Raw genomic sequence first — 14,426 nt, forward strand, 5'->3', positions numbered from 1 at the left:
GCCCCGGCCGCGCTTAGGCGCCGCCGGGGTTATAATTTATAGCTCGCCCCTGAAAACATCCATGACAAAAAACTCCAGTTAAGGAACTATCATCCTGGCGAGGCCCGCTCAAGTCACAGTTAAATTATCGGCGGTATGGGTAATTCTTACCTGTGAGAAAAAAACGGCTACCATTAATTATGCCTGCGGGAACTTTTGCCCCTTCCCTTCGTCTATCTATTACGGAAAATATGTGAAAGGAGACTTTCCTATGGCATTGCAAAAGGCCCGGTCCCGTCCCTTGATCCTGTTTGTTCTCTTTTTCCTCCTGGCTGCCATGTATCCCGCCGCTACGGTCCTGGCCGGGCCAGCAACCATAACCATTACCGTCGACGGCCGACCGTTAAACCTGGAGACGCCGCCCCTGCTCCAGGACGGCCACCTCCTGGTACCGGTGCGGCCAGTAAGTGAAGCCCTTCAGGCCCGGGTTACCTGGAATGAGGAAAACAGGGCCGTGGTAATCATTACCCCGCAGGTCACCATAAATATGAAGGTTGACAGTAAAGAAGTTTTCAAGAACGGCGAGCATCTGTCCCTTGATGTAGCCGTACGGGTAAGCCACGATCGCGCCATGGTTCCCCTGCGTTTCCTGGCCGAAGCCCTGGGGGCCCGGGTGGTCTGGGATGCCCAGAACCAGACCGTCACCATCACCACCCCGCAGGTGCCGGTACCGGAGCGGGTATACAGCGGGGCTTTCCCGGCCCGGGTGGCCTTTAGCGCCAACAATAACCTCTGGCTCCTGGACGGCAGCCGGGCCGGGGCCGGACCGGTACAGGTAACTAAGAAAGGTTCAGTGGAAATCCTGGGATGGTCCCCCGACGGCCAGTGGCTGGCCTACCTGCAGCGGGAGACGCCGGATCTCTGGGCCGGCAAACCCTATCTCTGGGTAGTTAAGGCCGGCGGCAGCGGCGCCTTCCAGGTGGACCCGCGACCGGTGCTGGGACAACCGGCATGGTCGCCTCAGGAAAATACCCTGGTCTACAGCACCCAGGGTCCCGGCGGCGGCTACGCCCCGGACATGAACCTGAAGCTGGCCGCTATTGAAGACGGCCAGGCGAAAGTAACGGCGCTGCTGCCGGACAAAAGCGAGCTGGTGCAAGACTTTGCCTGGGCGCCGGACGGCCAGAGCCTGGCCGTCGCCTTAAGGCGTACGGCAGAACAACCCCTGCGCATCGACCGCATCACCCTAACCGGCGAGCGCAGCAACCTGCTTACCCTGGGCGAAGCCGGCACCCCGGAAGGCCAGATTTACCCCAGCTTCGCCACCGGCTTAACGTGGTCCCCCAATGGCCGCTACCTGGCCTACTACCTGCACCCCAACTCGGGTTCCCTTGCCGCCGACGGCGTGCCGCTTCAGGTGCTGGACCTAGAAAAGTCGAGCCAACCCCTGGCCCTGGGCACATCCCTCCAGTATAAACAGTGGCTGGCCTGGTCCCCGGACGGCAACAAACTGGCCTTCATCCAGGGCGGCAACCGGGAAGCGACCTACAACAAGCGCCTGTGTATTGCCACCCTGCCAGCGGGCCAGATCACTTTTTACGACCAGCCCGGCAGGGTGGATACCCAACCCCTGTGGCTACCCGCCCCCCATGACGGCGTCCTCTTCTGCCGCGGCCTGGAACGCATGGACTGGGGGGGCCAAAAGCAATCCGGGGTGCTTTTAAGCGACCACGGCATCTGGCTGGCGGCGAGCAACGGCCAGGCTCGGCCCCTGACCAGCGGCACGCCGGATAAAGCCGACTACTACCCCTCCGTCTCCCCGGACGGCCAGGACCTCTACTTCCTGCGCCTGAACAGCGCCGCCAGCGGTTCCCTTTGCCACCAACCCCTGGCTGGCGGGCCGGCGGTGGAGCTGGTGCGGAACATGAGCGGCTGGGCCGGTTACTACGGCAACTACTACCCGGCCTGGATGAGTATCTATTACCTGGACAAAACCAGCCGGGCCACCGGAAAGCTGGTGGTTAGCAACGTTGAAGGCAGACACTTTGAACTGGAAACCACCGGAGGCCGCCTGGTGCTCCTGCCCGATAAGGGCGCGCCTGACATGGTGAAGGAACTGGAGAAATATGCCGGCCAGACGGTGACGGTGACAGGGGTAATAACGAACGAGCTCAATATCTACATGCGGGCCCCCATCATGCGGGTGCAGTCCGTCAGCCCCGTGGGTAATGGCGGGGAAACCCCTGCCGGGATTACCTCTTTTACCATCGCCCAACCCGACCTGGTGGTCAAGGGGCAGAACCTGGCCCGGGTGGAGATCTGGGCTATACCCACCGGCACGGGGATAACTGAGAAGGATTATGAACTCCTGGGGTATGCCGGTAAAAAATCGGAAGATAACGGCCAGCAGGTCTGGACCTTCCCTATTCCCCGGAAAACCATCCTGGCCACGGAAATCTTTGCCAAAGGTTACGATGACCGGGGTAAAGAGGTCGGTAAGGTATCCCTGCCTTTTATCGGGGTCACCAGGCTGAATGAAGCTCTAGGGACGCTTGATAAGCCTTAAATTAAACAGCAAGAGGGACGGTGCCCTTCTTCCCGAAGGTTGCCTCCCCTTTTTTTAAGGGAGCAAAAATGCGTGCAAAGCTGGCATTGAAGGATGTGAAAAGGGCCGGTTGCTTTCTGCCGGGTAAAAGTGATAAACTTACTGCAGTTCAAGCTTGGGAGGCTTAAATGTGATTGAACTCAACCACCTGACCAAGGTCTACCACCAGGGACAGGTTAAGGCCGTCGACGACCTGAACCTCCGGGTTCAGGCGGGGGAACTCTTCGGTTTCCTCGGCCCCAACGGCGCCGGCAAAACGACGACCATCAAAATGATGGCCGGGTTGTTAACCCCTACCTCAGGAGAGGTCATAATCAATGGCCACAATATGGCCAGGGACCCCCTGGCAGCCAAAGGCTCCCTGGGGTTTGTCCCCGATAACCCCGATATCTGGGAAAAATTGACGGGCCTGGAGTACCTGCAGTTCCTGGCCGATGTCTACCGGGTGCCGGCTGCCGCCAGGCAGGCCCGGGTGGAGGAACTGGCGGCCACCTTCGAACTCCAGGACGCCCTGGGGGATAATATCCAGAGCTATTCCCACGGTATGCGCCAGAAACTGGTCCTGATAGGCGCCCTGATCCACCGGCCGCCGGTGCTTATCCTGGATGAGCCCATGGTCGGGCTGGATCCCAGTTCCGCCTACCTGCTGATGGATATCCTCCGCCGCCACTGCGATGCCGGCAATACCGTCTTTTTCTCTACTCATATCCTGGAGGTGGCCGAGCGCCTCTGCGACCGGGTGGGGATCATTAATAAAGGCCGGCTGGTGACCCTGGGAACTATGGAAGAGATCAAGGCCCGTCATTCTCAGGGCGAGGAAACCCTGGAGCAGATTTTCCTGGAGATCACTGGCGCCAACCTACCGCCTGAAAGGATGGACCTTAATACTTCCAAAGCCTTGAACAACCTGGGGCAACATGCTATACCCAGGTAATACAGGCAAATACTGCCGCCCGAATATTTCCGTTTTAATGTAAATAGAAATCTGCTTTGGAGGCAAAACTTATGACCACCTGGCGCCAGCACAGTCCCTGGCAGGCCCTGCTGATCACCATCTTGAAAATAAACCTGCGCAACACGACCGGAAAAGGCAGGTTGCCCGGTAGAGGTTTGGTCCGGCTCCTGCTGGCTTTTCTGGTGTTGCTGAGCTTTATCCCCCTGGAGATAATCTTTTTCTCCTTTTTCCTGTCCCTCTCCCGGGCCAGCCTGGCCGTTGGCCAGCCGGCCCTGGTGCCGGTCCTTATAGCCGTGGCCGGGCAGACGGTGGTGCTGGTCTTCGGCATGTTCTACCTGATGTCAGCCTTTTATTTCTCCCGGGATATCGACCGTATGCTCCACCTGCCCCTGCGGCCCCGCCAGCTCCTGCTGGGTGGCCCTGGGCGGCGCCGGTCTGGTTATGCTTTTGGGCCTTGTCAGCCATATGGCCCCTACGGCCATCTCCCGGGAAGGGAAATTTATCTGGCTGCTCCGCTCCCTGCCAGTGGAGGCCCGGCTCCTGGTCCGGGTTAAGCTCCTCTTCAGCCTGGCCTTCGCAGTCCTGGGGGCCGTCCTGGTGAGCGGTATTCTCTACCTGTTCCTGCGCCTGCCCCCGCCATATCTAACCATTACATTTATCCTGGGCCTTTTGAGCAACTGGCCCGTGGCCGCTCTGGGGTTGATAGTCGATCTTTCCTACCCCCGCCTGGACTGGGTCGATCCCCAGCAGGCCATGAAGAGCAATTTCAACGGCCTGATAGCCATGCAGCCTGGCCCTCCCCCTGGTTCTCATCCTGGTCTTATCGGCCTATCTCCTGTCCCGCCTGGGCCAGGGGTATAACGCCATCGTGGCCCTGCTGGCCCTGGAGCTGGTGCTTGCCGGCCTGGTTACGACCCACCTCCTGGAGGGCATGGCCGAAAAACGCTTACGCGGGATGGAATAATGGAGCAGGACGTCTATGTCCTGCACTAGATAGCGAAATTAATAAGCCCCCGGACTACGTTAATAACGGAGCCGGGGGTTTCTTATATACCTCAGCCTGCAGGTCCACACCTTTACGGTGGGAGATGTAAACCAGCGTTTATTATTCCCGGGTTACCAGCACCTGCTGCCGGGCCGGGGACCAGGTGACTCGGTACCCCAGGGCTTCTGCAACATAGCGGGCCGGAAGGAAAACCCGGCCGGCGCGGTTCAAGGGAGCTACATCCAGGTCTTCCCGGCGGCCGTCGCGTTCCATTTCCGCCCGGCCGGGATAAAACCGCAGGACATGGCCGGCTCCCTGAAGGGTTACCGTCTCAGTGGCGGGATCCCAGCCAATCCCCGCATCGGGAACACCCAGGGCCAGGGCCAGGTAGCGCAGGGGGACGTAGGTGCGGTCGTTTTCGATAAAGGGAGCGACATCCATCGCCTGCGCCTGGCCATTGCTGGTGTAGCCCTGCTGCCCCGGGGTAAAGGTCGCCACCGGTACGGCGCTGCCGAAGACAGTAAAGGTGCGGCTGCTGGCTTCCCGGCCCTGGCTGTCATAGGCCTTAACTACGAGGCTCCCTTCCCCGGCCAGGCGGTTGAAATCAATGTTTAGCTGGTAGGGCGGGCTGGCAGGGCTACCCAGTAGCTCGCCATTTAAGTAATACTCCACCCTGCTGATGAAGGGGTCGTAGAGCTTGACGGCGGCCCCCAGGGTGACTTTCCCCTGGAGGGCCATGCCGTCCTCGAGTTCCCGGTAAATCCCGGCGGCCTCCTGGCCGACCTGTTCCAGGTAGTGGGGGCTGGCGATGGCCTCCCGGTAAGCGGTCAAAACCTCCCGGTTGTCATCCAGGCGATAATCGCTCACCTTCGCCTGGGTGTAGAGGGGGTCGCTTTCGTTGAGATCAAAGTAGACCACCGCCTTGACCCGCGGGTAGAGGAGGGGCAGGGTGCGGTAGAATTTAAGAATATTGAAGGCGGCCCAGCGGCTGACATCGGCCCGGCCGGGGCTCAACACCGTGTGGGCGATGCCGAACTCGCCCACCATCAGGGGCTTGCGGCCGGCGAAAATGCGGTACCAGTAGTCCAGGCGCTGCAGGGGATCCAGGCCTGCTCCCGGCTGGTCGGCGCGGCCGCTCAGGTAGTAGTCGCTGTAAAAGTTGACGCCCACCCAGTCGACATAGTCATCGCCGGGGTAATACTCCAGGGCCGCGGCTTTGACCCCCTCCGGCTGGACAATATCAAAGGGGTTCCAGACCATGGCCACGTTGGGTGCTTCCCGGCGCATGATGGTCGCCGCCCGGCGAAACCAGGCGACGTAGGCAGCGGGGTCGCCATGCCAGGCGTTAGTGCCCTCCATGTTCATTTCCGAGGCGAAACGGAGAAAAACCGGGATTTTTAAGGCGGCGAGCTCCCGGGCGATGGCCACCAGATCCTCCTCCTGCAGTCCTCCCAGGCCACCGTTGGGCTCCAGGGCCAGGACCAGGCCCGCGCCGGGCACCTGCCGGGCCTTCTCCATGGCATCCTGGGGTAAAACAAAGTTGCCCGGCCCGTAGATGTGGCCGTAGCCTAAAAAGAGGGCGTGCTGGCGGCCATAAAGGTCTTTGACCCGGTTGTAGTCGTTCCCGCCAGGCCCCCGCTCTTCGTAAAGGCCCAGGTAGGTACCGGCGGCCGGCTCAAATTTAGCCAGGGTTATCCGCCCGGGATCCGGCACCGGGAAAAAGAGGCGCAGGACCGATTTCAGGCTCTCACCCCGGGCTGTATCCCCCCAGGCCCAGTCAGGTACCCCTGCCTGCTGGAAGAGGGCGGCCTCCTTCACGTAGGCGGCCCTGGCTTCGGCCAGTTTCCCCTGGCGGTCGCAGAGGTGGAAGATCTTCTGCCAGGCCAGGCCGGCGTTCTTCAGGTCGCCGCTGGCCTCAAAGTAAGCCGCAGCGCTGCGGTAGAGACCCTCGGCTGTAGCCGGGTCGCCGGCCTCCAACTCCCCGGCGCGCTGGTAGTCCTGCCAGGGGTCAGCCCAGGCGGCTGCAGGCGGGATCAGCAACAAGAATAAAAGAATGACAGCTATACGCGATACCTTCATGCCTGACCATCACCTGCTCCTTTTTTGTGGTAATTCGTTCCTAATTTTAACACAGGAGCAGGGAGCAGGAAAGGTAATTTGTGGGGCGTCTACCGTAATCCGGCGACGTGCCCCCGGCTCCCCGGTTGGCTAAAACCATTTCTTCAGCAAAGGGGTAAATTCGGCCAGGGCTTTTTTTACCTTTTCTTCCTCTATTTCTGCTTCCAGGCAGGAGGCCAGATAGGCGCTTAAAACACTGGCGCCTACCTGACTGATGGCTGCCTTAATAGCTGCCAGTTGCATGATAATATCACTGCAGCTCCGGTTCTCCTCGATCATTCTGGTAATCCCTCGTACCTGACCTTCAATCCTTTTCAAGCGGGAGAGAATTTCCCCCTGGCAATTTTCTGGTGCTAAATCGTTGGCCATTGCGAATACCTCCTGGTATATAAGATGTGAGCTGCTGCCACCATGGGTAGCCCCCTGGTAACTAAGATGTGTGTGGGGGCAGATTATACTTATACTTATACCAATAGGGGTATCTTGTACACATTCTAAAATATAAAACGGCTCCTTGTCAAACCAGGCCTTGACAAAGACGTCATGTCGTGATAATTTTAGTTTTAAGATATACCTATACCGGTATGGGTACTATGCAGGGAGTACATCTTAAAACCACATCACAAACTCTAATCCCGGGGAGATGGTAACTTTGTCTACCAAGTGGTCCTGGGTTCAAGGTGGTATTATCCTGGGGTTGTGGAACCTGCTCATTTTCCTGAGCGGTAACCACCTGGGGACCACCACCGCCTATGCCCAGACGGCCGGTTATATTACCCAGTTCTTCTCACCCCAACTGATACCTGTTAGTACCTGGACGGCGGGGACCTGCGGCACCAGCAGCGGCCTTATGGTCAGCTGGCAGTGGATGCTGGTCCTGGGAACCTTCATTGGCGGCCTGGCCGGGAGCTTGCTACACCGCGAGGGACCGGCACCGGAGGTCCCGGAGCTCTGGCAGCGGAGGTTTGGCGACCGGCCCCGCTTGCGCTTCGGCCACGCTTTCCTGGGCGGTTTCCTGCTGCTCTTTGGCGCCCGGATTGCCGGTGGCTGCACCAGTTCCCATATCATCAGCGGTATGAGCCAGATGGCCATTAGCGGTGTTCTTTTCGCCCTGGCCGTCTTCGCCGCGGGCATACCGATGGCCACGTTCCTTTATAGGAGGGCTGACCTGTGAATCTCTTATGGGCTTTAATCTTTGGTATTGGCTTTGGCTATATTCTACAACGCGTGGGCGCCTTTGAATACCAGAACATCGTCAACGCCCTGCGCTTGAAGGACCTGACCATACCCAAGTTTATGCTCCTCAGTGTCGCCATTACTTCCGTGGGGCTTTTCAGCCTCTATTCCGGGGGGCTGGTGGTCCTGGATATGATCGTCACCAACCCGGTGGCCAATATCGTCGGGGGTCTCATCTTCGGCGCGGGTTTTGCCCTGGCTGGTTACTGCCCGGGTACCAGCATCGGCGCCATGGCCGAGGGTAAGAGGGATGCCCGTTACACCGTCGTCGGCGGGTTGTTCGGTGTCCTGACCTATACCCTGCTGCAACAGTATGCGGGCCTTTCCTTTGCTGCTTATGATGCCGGTAAGATCAACCTGGCAGACCTCATCCCCCTGAATCCCTTCTCCCTGGCGGTAATCTACAGCGCGGCCATCATTAGCATTATATACCTGGTAGACGCCTGGGAACAAAAAAAGGATGCCCGAACCCCTAAAAATATCACAACTAAAAATATCTCCGCAGGGACGGTGTTGAACCATGCCCAGGAATAACCGCGACAGGGCTCTGCTGGCGGTAACCGTTACCATCCTGGTTTTCATGGTCCTGGCTGCCGCCATGGGCGGCTGGCCCCGGTCAGGGGCGGCCGCCGGTAACAACCAGATCCTCCAGCAGGCGGTCTTTGCCTATTACGAGCGCATGCCGGACCATATCTATAAGATTCCGGAAGCAGATTTGAAGAAGCTCGTCGACGCCGGTGACCAGAGCATTTATATCCTGGACATCCGGGAGGCCAAAGACTTTGCTGCCGGCCATATAGCCGGCGCCCATAACATCCCCTTCAAAGAAGTTGGCCGCAACCTGGATAAGCTGCCCCGTGACAAGACCATTATCGTTTACTGCTACACCGGCCAGACCGGCGGCCAGACTACTGCCGCCTTAAATATCGCCGGTTTCAAGGCCCGCTCCCTGAACGGCGGCATGAATAACGGCTGGATGAAGGCCGGTTACCCGGTGGTCAAGTAAGTCGGGTTAACCGGAAGCACTACCAGGTTCCTATGTCCGGGCATAAAAGTGTTTTCAAGCAGTTTTTTCCGGCCCGAAAAGCAACTAGCCGGGCAAGATCTCTACCCATAAAAAATCCGGCTTAAAGCCGTTCATTTACTTAAGCGCGAAAAATATTGTTACCACAATTGCCGCCCATCAAAACGCCCCGCCTGCACGGCCGGGCGTTTTTCCTTACCCTAACTGCCGTATATTCGTCCGTGCACCAGGCTTCACCCCTGGTGGTAGCCACGCGGGAGTAGCCCTGGTACTCGTCCATGGAGAACTGGTTCAACACATCTCCCGGTACTTCGCCCCGGGCCAGGTATTTTGCCTGTCCCTCATCCAGGGCGGCTTCGGTGCCGGTCCCCGGGCGTCTTTACGGACCTCAACCTTCCAGCGCCTGGACGTGGGAGTAATCTCCGCTTGCCTGCTCCTAACAGCCGTACTGGCAATCATATCCATGATCATGCTCCCGCAGGCATGCATAAATCCAGGGCTCGCCGCCGGTTATGGCCAGGAGCTGCACCACCTGCAAAACCTTCCTCTCCCGGCAAAAATTACGCTGCCAAAACTTATACTTTCTTAATATTTCTCCACCACTTTTATGTTTTAATGTTAGGGAGGGACAGATTTCTTTATTTCTCAGGAGCCCCCCATGGGGGCTGGCGCCCCCTCCACGACACATGAAATAGGTGATAGTATAAGTTAAAACACTGCCATGAAAAGGATCGATTTCGCTCTGGTGCCGGACAAGGAGCCCGAGGAGGAGTCTGATCCAGACACCTTTAGGAACCACGAACTGTAAAGCAGGCCTCAACAAGGTAAAGTACCCGCCTTGGAAGGCTGAGCACGTGGAGGAGATTCTTAGACCATGGAGGTGTCTCTTGGCAGTAGTTAAATAAAAAATAAAAAAGAAAGAGGGGAAAGCAAGAAACCACGAAATGGAAGTAGTGTATGAACGCTGCTGTGGGCTAGATGTCCACAAGAAAAAGGTAGTGGCGTGTCTGATCACGCCAGGAGAAAAACAACTAAAACAAGAAATAAGAACCTTTGGCACCATGACCGAAGACTTAGAAGGGTTACGGGGATGGCTTTTAGAAAACGGAGTTACTGCCGTAGCCATGGAAAGCACCGGAGTATATTGGAAACCGATATACAACATTTTAGAAGGCCAAATACCAGAATTAATATTGATCAACCCCGAACACTTTAAAGCCTTAAAGGGGAAGAAAACCGACTGCAAAGACGCGGTGTGGCTAGCCGAACTTTTAAGGCATGGCCTGCTAGCAGGAAGCTTTATCCCGCCGAAAGAAATAAGGGAATTAAGGGAGTTAACCAGGTATAGGGCGGCTTTGGTAGCAGAACACAGCCGCGAGGTGCAAAGGGTCCAAAAGCAGCTAGAAAACAGCAATATCAAATTAAGTTCAGTAGCCACAGATATCATGGGCGTATCAGGGCGAGAGATACTAAAAGCGATGCTTAACGGGAACGAAGATCCAAAAGAACTAGCGCAAATGGCCAGGGGGAAATTACGCAAGAAGATACCAGAACTAGAAAAAGCCCTGGAGGGGAAAATAGAAGAACATACCCGGCTATTGTTGAAACAACAACTAGAGCACCTGGAGTTTTTAGAGCAACAAATCGAAGAACTAAATGCCGAAATCGAAAAAAGGATGGAGCCTTTTTTCGAAGAAGCGGGGAGACTAGCTGAAGTAAACGGCATAAAAAAAGAAGCAGCCCAGGATATAATTGCCGAAATAGGCGTCGACATGACCCCCTTTCCTGATGCTGACCATTTAGCCTCATGGGCAGGGGTCTGTCCCGGTAACAACGAAAGTGCCGGTAAACGAAAGAGTGGGAAAACCCGTAAAGGAAATCAACACTTAAGAGCAATATTAGTCCAATGTTCCTGGGCCGCAATACGAACAAAAGACAGCTATCTCTCCGCGAAATATCGTCGATTAGCGCCACGACTAGGCAAGAAAAAAGCCCTGCTAGCCATCGCCCATAGTCTGATAAAAATTATCTACCATCTCCTAAAAGATAAAGCCCATTACCAGGATCCAGGACCAAACTACTATACCAAAGAAGAACGAGAACGCCGAATAAGGCGGTTAGTAAAGCAAATAGAAGCCCAAGGTTACACAGTAACTCTAGAAGAAAAGCCTTCTGTTGCCTAGTTTTAAAAAAAGCCAAAGGAAAGATAAATGCTAGGTGCAAGCATGCAATGGTAAAAAGACACATTTTAGTATAGCTATACCGCCAGAGTAAAGTTTATACAGCAATAACGCACACTAATTATTTCCACTAAAGTGAAATATGGGCTGAACTGTAAGCCTTAGTGATTTCGGAGGAGGAGGTGCTTTGATGTTCCGTCGTTATAAAAGATTTGTGTCTCTAATCTTCATCCTGGCCGCGCTGGTGGTCTTTCCCCTGGTGGCCCGGGCCATGAACTACCAGGTGCAGCACGGCGATAGCCTGTGGCTGATTGCCCGGCGTTTTGGTACCAGCGTAGATGCGCTAAAAAGCAACAATAATTTAAGCAGCGATGTTATTTATCCCGGCCAGAAACTCTATATTCCTGACGGTACTGCAGCCGATGCCCCCGACTATACTTCCCTGCAGCGGCAGATCCAGGAGTTCCTGGCGGACAAGCCGGGGACTTACGGCGTTTATTTTAAAGACCTCATTTCCGGCCAGTCCTTCGGCATCAATGCCGACACCCCCCTGCCTGCGGCCAGCACGGTAAAGCTGCCGGCCGTCCTGTATATCAACCATCTGGTCGCCGCGGGCAACCTGGACTGGCAGCAAAAGCTGACCTATAACAGCGCCACCGATTACCAGGGCGGCAGCGGCATCCTGCAGTTCAGCGTCAAAGATGGGGACAAGCTAACGTTAAGAACCCTGGCCACCATGGCCATTACCACCAGCGACAACATTGCCTACAACATGCTGCGTAACTTTGTCGGTAAGGGCAGTATTGCCGACTATATGCGGAGCCTGGGAGGGCAAACCGTCTTTCCTGACGGCCAGAACTTGAGCACAGCCCGGGATATGGCCATCTATGTCCAGGCAGCCCTGGATTTCGCCAGGGTCAACGCCGACGGCCGCCGGCTGCTGGACGATATGGCCAATGGTATTTACAATGAAGGCATACCCTTAAAGATACCCGACGGCGTTACCGTGACCCACAAGGAAGGGTTCATCTGGGGCAGCCCGGCTGATGCCGGCGTCGTCTTTGGCTCCCGGCCCTTTATCGTCACCGTTCTTTCCCAGGGAATCGAAGACCCCGACCAGGGCTTTGCCAATATAGCCATCATCGCGAGAATGATGTATGACTACCAGGAAAACCTGGCCCGGAATTAGTAAAGGGTAAGGATCAAAAGCCCCCGGCTACGCCTCCAGGCGCAACCGGGGGCTTTTACTGCAGCGCGGTTCTAGATGTTCCGGGCCACTTCGTAGGCGTCCCAGATGGCTCCCATAATGTTCCGGGGTTCCCGGGAGTCGCCGATGAGATAAAGGCCAGGCATCTTGCCCATCAGGGCGCGGTAAAGTCCTTGCTCGGGCGTAAATCCTGCCGCCACGACTACCGTATCGGCTGGGAGAGTTGTTCTATGGAAGGACCTGTCAATCAGGATAACACCTGCTTCCGTTACCTCCAGCAGGCTGGTACCGGTTCGCCATTCTACCCCTTGATAGCGGAGCATCTCTATGAGCATGATCCGGTTCATATAGGGCACGGGGATGCCGGCCCGCATCAGGTCGTCCAGGATCTCAATTATCGTCACCTGCTTGCCCTGCCGGGCCAGCCAGAGCGCGGTTTCACACCCGGCCAGCCCGCCGCCGATGATGACCACCTTATCACCGGCCTGCTTTTTACCTAGCAGAATATCAGTTGCCGTGCTTACCTTGCCTTTGTCGATGCCGGGGACGTCGGGAATGGCCGGTTTGGAGCCGGTGGCCACAACCACGGCGTCGGGGTTTTTCTCCAGGACCAGTTCCGGGCTTACTTCCCGGTTCAGGTTGATCTCGACCTGCAGTTCCTGCAGTTCGGTTTTATACCACTCCAACAGGCGCGCATCGTCTTTTTTGAATTCCGGCACGGCGGCAGCGATGACATGGCCGCCCAGTTGCTCACTCTTTTCGTAAAGGGCCACCTGGTGCCCCCTCAGGGCGGCCACCCGGGCCGCCTCCATGCCGGCCACGCCGCCGCCGATAATCATTACCTTTCTGGCCGAACTTGCCCGCTCAATGCCATACTCTTTTTCCCGGCCGCAGGCAGGGTTCACGGCGCAGGACAGGGGCCGGCCCAGGAAGCCCCGCCCCAGGCAGCCGTCATGGCAGCCAATGCAGGGCCGGATCCTGTCAACTCGTCCCGCCATCACTTTGCTGGCCCATTCAGCATCGGTTAACAGCCCCCGGCCGATGGCTATCATGTCCGCCTGGCCTTCAAACAGGGCCCGCTCGGCCAGTTCCGGTACTTCCATCCGGCCGGCGACGATCACCGGGACCTTAACCGCTTCTTTTAGCTTTTGGGTTAAAGGCAGGTAACAGCCGTGCTCTTGATAAAGGGGCGGGTGGGCCCAGTACCAGGCATCATAGGAACCGGCATCGGCGTCAAAGCCGTCGTAACCGGCTTCCTCCAGGATCCTGGCAGCCGCCAGCGCTTCTTCCACGTCGCGGCCTTTTTCGGCGAATTCTTCCCCGGGCAGTCCTCCCTGGCGCCAGTCCTTGATAAAATTCTTGATGCTGAACCTGAGGAGGACGGGGAAATCTTTCCCCACCCTCTTTTTAATCTCCTGCACTATTTCGATGGGGAAAGTGAGCCTGCCCCGCAAGTCGCCGCCGTATTTATCCGTGCGGCGGTTGAACAGGGCGATGGTGAACTGGTCGAGGAGATAGCCCTCATGCATGGCATGAATCTCTATACCGTCAAACCCGGCCTCTACGGCTATCTCGGCCGCCTCGCCGGCCCTTTTCACCAGGGTTTCGACTTCCTTAGTCGTCAGTTCCCGGCAGGTTATGGCCGGTTCCCAGAAGTTGGGTATAGCGGACGGCGCTACGGGTTCTTCCGCCAGCATGACCGGCGCGGCCACCCGGCCGAAGCCCATGGTCAACTGCAGGAATATCCTGGTGTTGTAGGCATGGACTCTCTCTGTAAGCTCCCCTGCCGTGGCGATAAAGTGAAAGGGGTTCACGGATATGTTGGGGACCAGGCCGGGTTTAAAGGGCTCGATTTCGTTTTCGACCTTGGTCACACTGGTAATGATTAACCCGGTGCCCCCTCTGGCCCGTTCAATATAATATTCTATGGCTCGCTTGGAGAAGCAGCCGTCCTGGGTCACCAGGCCCAGGACACCCATGGGAGCCATGGCAATTTTATTCTTTACCTCTACCTTACCTATCTTGATGGGTTCAAAAAGTCTGGTATAGGCTGCCACCATAATTAACCTCCTGCTTTTAGCCAATTAGTTTTGTAGTCACGATAATTATTGTGCACCAATACCAGCCATTTATTAGC

The 14,426-nt window shown here is 56.7% G+C and carries 14 protein-coding genes; 9 read left to right on the forward strand and 5 right to left on the reverse strand.

The annotated features are described in order from the left end of the window. The first annotated feature begins 250 nt into the window (after window positions 1–250). From MGLY_RS03160 to MGLY_RS03175, 4 genes are all read left to right on the forward strand, one after another. Window positions 251–2,545, forward strand: coding sequence for a stalk domain-containing protein (locus tag MGLY_RS03160; RefSeq protein WP_156271705.1), 2,295 nt, complete (start codon window positions 251–253; stop codon window positions 2,543–2,545). Window positions 2,546–2,714: 169 nt separating this feature from the next. Next, window positions 2,715–3,518, forward strand: coding sequence for an ABC transporter ATP-binding protein (locus MGLY_RS03165; protein ID WP_156271706.1), 804 nt, complete (start codon window positions 2,715–2,717; stop codon window positions 3,516–3,518). A 71-nt stretch (window positions 3,519–3,589) separates the two neighbouring features. Further along, window positions 3,590–4,093 (forward strand): hypothetical protein, encoded by a 504-nt coding sequence (locus tag MGLY_RS03170; protein ID WP_156271707.1) that lies wholly within the window; start codon window positions 3,590–3,592, stop codon window positions 4,091–4,093. After that, complete coding sequence (locus MGLY_RS03175) at window positions 4,065–4,400, forward strand: hypothetical protein (RefSeq protein WP_156271708.1); 336 nt, start codon at window positions 4,065–4,067, stop codon at window positions 4,398–4,400. Before MGLY_RS03170 ends, MGLY_RS03175 begins: the two co-directional genes overlap by 29 nt. A gap of 244 nt (window positions 4,401–4,644) precedes the next feature. Here the strand turns inward: MGLY_RS03175 and MGLY_RS03180 are convergent, their stop codons facing one another. Together MGLY_RS03180 and MGLY_RS03185 are read right to left on the reverse strand one after the other, a co-directional pair. After that, complete coding sequence (locus tag MGLY_RS03180) at window positions 4,645–6,603, reverse strand: stalk domain-containing protein (protein WP_156271709.1); 1,959 nt, start codon at window positions 6,601–6,603, stop codon at window positions 4,645–4,647. 129 nt (window positions 6,604–6,732) lie between these two features. After that, on the reverse strand, window positions 6,733–7,011 hold the full coding sequence (locus tag MGLY_RS03185) for a metal-sensitive transcriptional regulator (protein ID WP_156271710.1): 279 nt from the start codon (window positions 7,009–7,011) through the stop codon (window positions 6,733–6,735). 283 nt (window positions 7,012–7,294) lie between these two features. Between MGLY_RS03185 and MGLY_RS03190 the strand changes: the two genes are divergently transcribed. The 3 genes from MGLY_RS03190 to MGLY_RS03200 are packed head-to-tail and all read left to right on the forward strand — an operon-like array spanning window position 7,295 to window position 8,884. Then, the gene (locus tag MGLY_RS03190) at window positions 7,295–7,816 is read left to right on the forward strand and encodes a YeeE/YedE thiosulfate transporter family protein (protein ID WP_170290904.1); all 522 of its coding nucleotides are present in this window, start codon (window positions 7,295–7,297) and stop codon (window positions 7,814–7,816) included. Continuing rightward, on the forward strand, window positions 7,813–8,412 hold the full coding sequence (locus MGLY_RS03195) for a YeeE/YedE thiosulfate transporter family protein (protein WP_156271712.1): 600 nt from the start codon (window positions 7,813–7,815) through the stop codon (window positions 8,410–8,412). Before MGLY_RS03190 ends, MGLY_RS03195 begins: the two co-directional genes overlap by 4 nt. After that, window positions 8,399–8,884, forward strand: a complete 486-nt coding sequence (locus tag MGLY_RS03200) for a rhodanese-like domain-containing protein (protein ID WP_156271713.1) — start codon at window positions 8,399–8,401, stop codon at window positions 8,882–8,884. Before MGLY_RS03195 ends, MGLY_RS03200 begins: the two co-directional genes overlap by 14 nt. Window positions 8,885–9,023: 139 nt before the next feature. Here the strand turns inward: MGLY_RS03200 and MGLY_RS03205 are convergent, their stop codons facing one another. Both MGLY_RS03205 and MGLY_RS03210 read right to left on the reverse strand, forming a co-directional pair. Next, window positions 9,024–9,197, reverse strand: a complete 174-nt coding sequence (locus MGLY_RS03205) for a beta-propeller domain-containing protein (RefSeq protein WP_246187401.1) — start codon at window positions 9,195–9,197, stop codon at window positions 9,024–9,026. Continuing rightward, window positions 9,194–9,373: a hypothetical protein gene (locus MGLY_RS03210; protein WP_156271715.1), complete on the reverse strand. Its 180-nt coding sequence runs from the start codon at window positions 9,371–9,373 to the stop codon at window positions 9,194–9,196. Before MGLY_RS03210 ends, MGLY_RS03205 begins: the two co-directional genes overlap by 4 nt. 473 nt (window positions 9,374–9,846) lie before the next feature. Between MGLY_RS03210 and MGLY_RS03215 the strand changes: the two genes are divergently transcribed. Together MGLY_RS03215 and MGLY_RS03220 are read left to right on the forward strand one after the other, a co-directional pair. Then, on the forward strand, window positions 9,847–11,085 hold the full coding sequence (locus MGLY_RS03215; protein WP_156271235.1) for an IS110 family RNA-guided transposase: 1,239 nt from the start codon (window positions 9,847–9,849) through the stop codon (window positions 11,083–11,085). Between the two features lie 187 nt (window positions 11,086–11,272). After that, on the forward strand, window positions 11,273–12,271 hold the full coding sequence (locus MGLY_RS03220; RefSeq protein ID WP_156271716.1) for a serine hydrolase: 999 nt from the start codon (window positions 11,273–11,275) through the stop codon (window positions 12,269–12,271). A gap of 71 nt (window positions 12,272–12,342) precedes the next feature. Here MGLY_RS03220 and MGLY_RS03225 read toward each other — a convergent pair whose 3' ends face one another. Next, the gene (locus tag MGLY_RS03225; RefSeq protein ID WP_156271717.1) at window positions 12,343–14,349 is read right to left on the reverse strand and encodes an oxidoreductase; all 2,007 of its coding nucleotides are present in this window, start codon (window positions 14,347–14,349) and stop codon (window positions 12,343–12,345) included. Between the last annotated feature and the right edge of the window lie 77 nt (window positions 14,350–14,426).

Origin of the sequence: Moorella glycerini (assembly GCF_009735625.1) — a bacterium.
GTDB lineage: Bacteria > Bacillota > DSM-521 > Neomoorellales > Neomoorellaceae > Neomoorella > Neomoorella glycerini.

Bases quoted from the DNA above. Each gene is read 5' to 3' on its own strand.
- MGLY_RS03160 (WP_156271705.1), top strand. From the start codon at position 251: ATGGCATTGCAAAAGGCCCGGTCCCGTCCCTTGATCCTGTTTGTTCTC.
- MGLY_RS03170 (WP_156271707.1), top strand. From the start codon at position 3,590: ATGACCACCTGGCGCCAGCACAGTCCCTGGCAGGCCCTGCTGATCACC.
- MGLY_RS03180 (WP_156271709.1), bottom strand. From the start codon at position 6,603: ATGAAGGTATCGCGTATAGCTGTCATTCTTTTATTCTTGTTGCTGATC.
- MGLY_RS03185 (WP_156271710.1), bottom strand. From the start codon at position 7,011: ATGGCCAACGATTTAGCACCAGAAAATTGCCAGGGGGAAATTCTCTCC.
- MGLY_RS03200 (WP_156271713.1), top strand. From the start codon at position 8,399: ATGCCCAGGAATAACCGCGACAGGGCTCTGCTGGCGGTAACCGTTACC.
- MGLY_RS03210 (WP_156271715.1), bottom strand. From the start codon at position 9,373: ATGATCATGGATATGATTGCCAGTACGGCTGTTAGGAGCAGGCAAGCG.
- MGLY_RS03215 (WP_156271235.1), top strand. From the start codon at position 9,847: ATGGAAGTAGTGTATGAACGCTGCTGTGGGCTAGATGTCCACAAGAAA.
- MGLY_RS03220 (WP_156271716.1), top strand. From the start codon at position 11,273: ATGTTCCGTCGTTATAAAAGATTTGTGTCTCTAATCTTCATCCTGGCC.
- MGLY_RS03225 (WP_156271717.1), bottom strand. From the start codon at position 14,349: ATGGTGGCAGCCTATACCAGACTTTTTGAACCCATCAAGATAGGTAAG.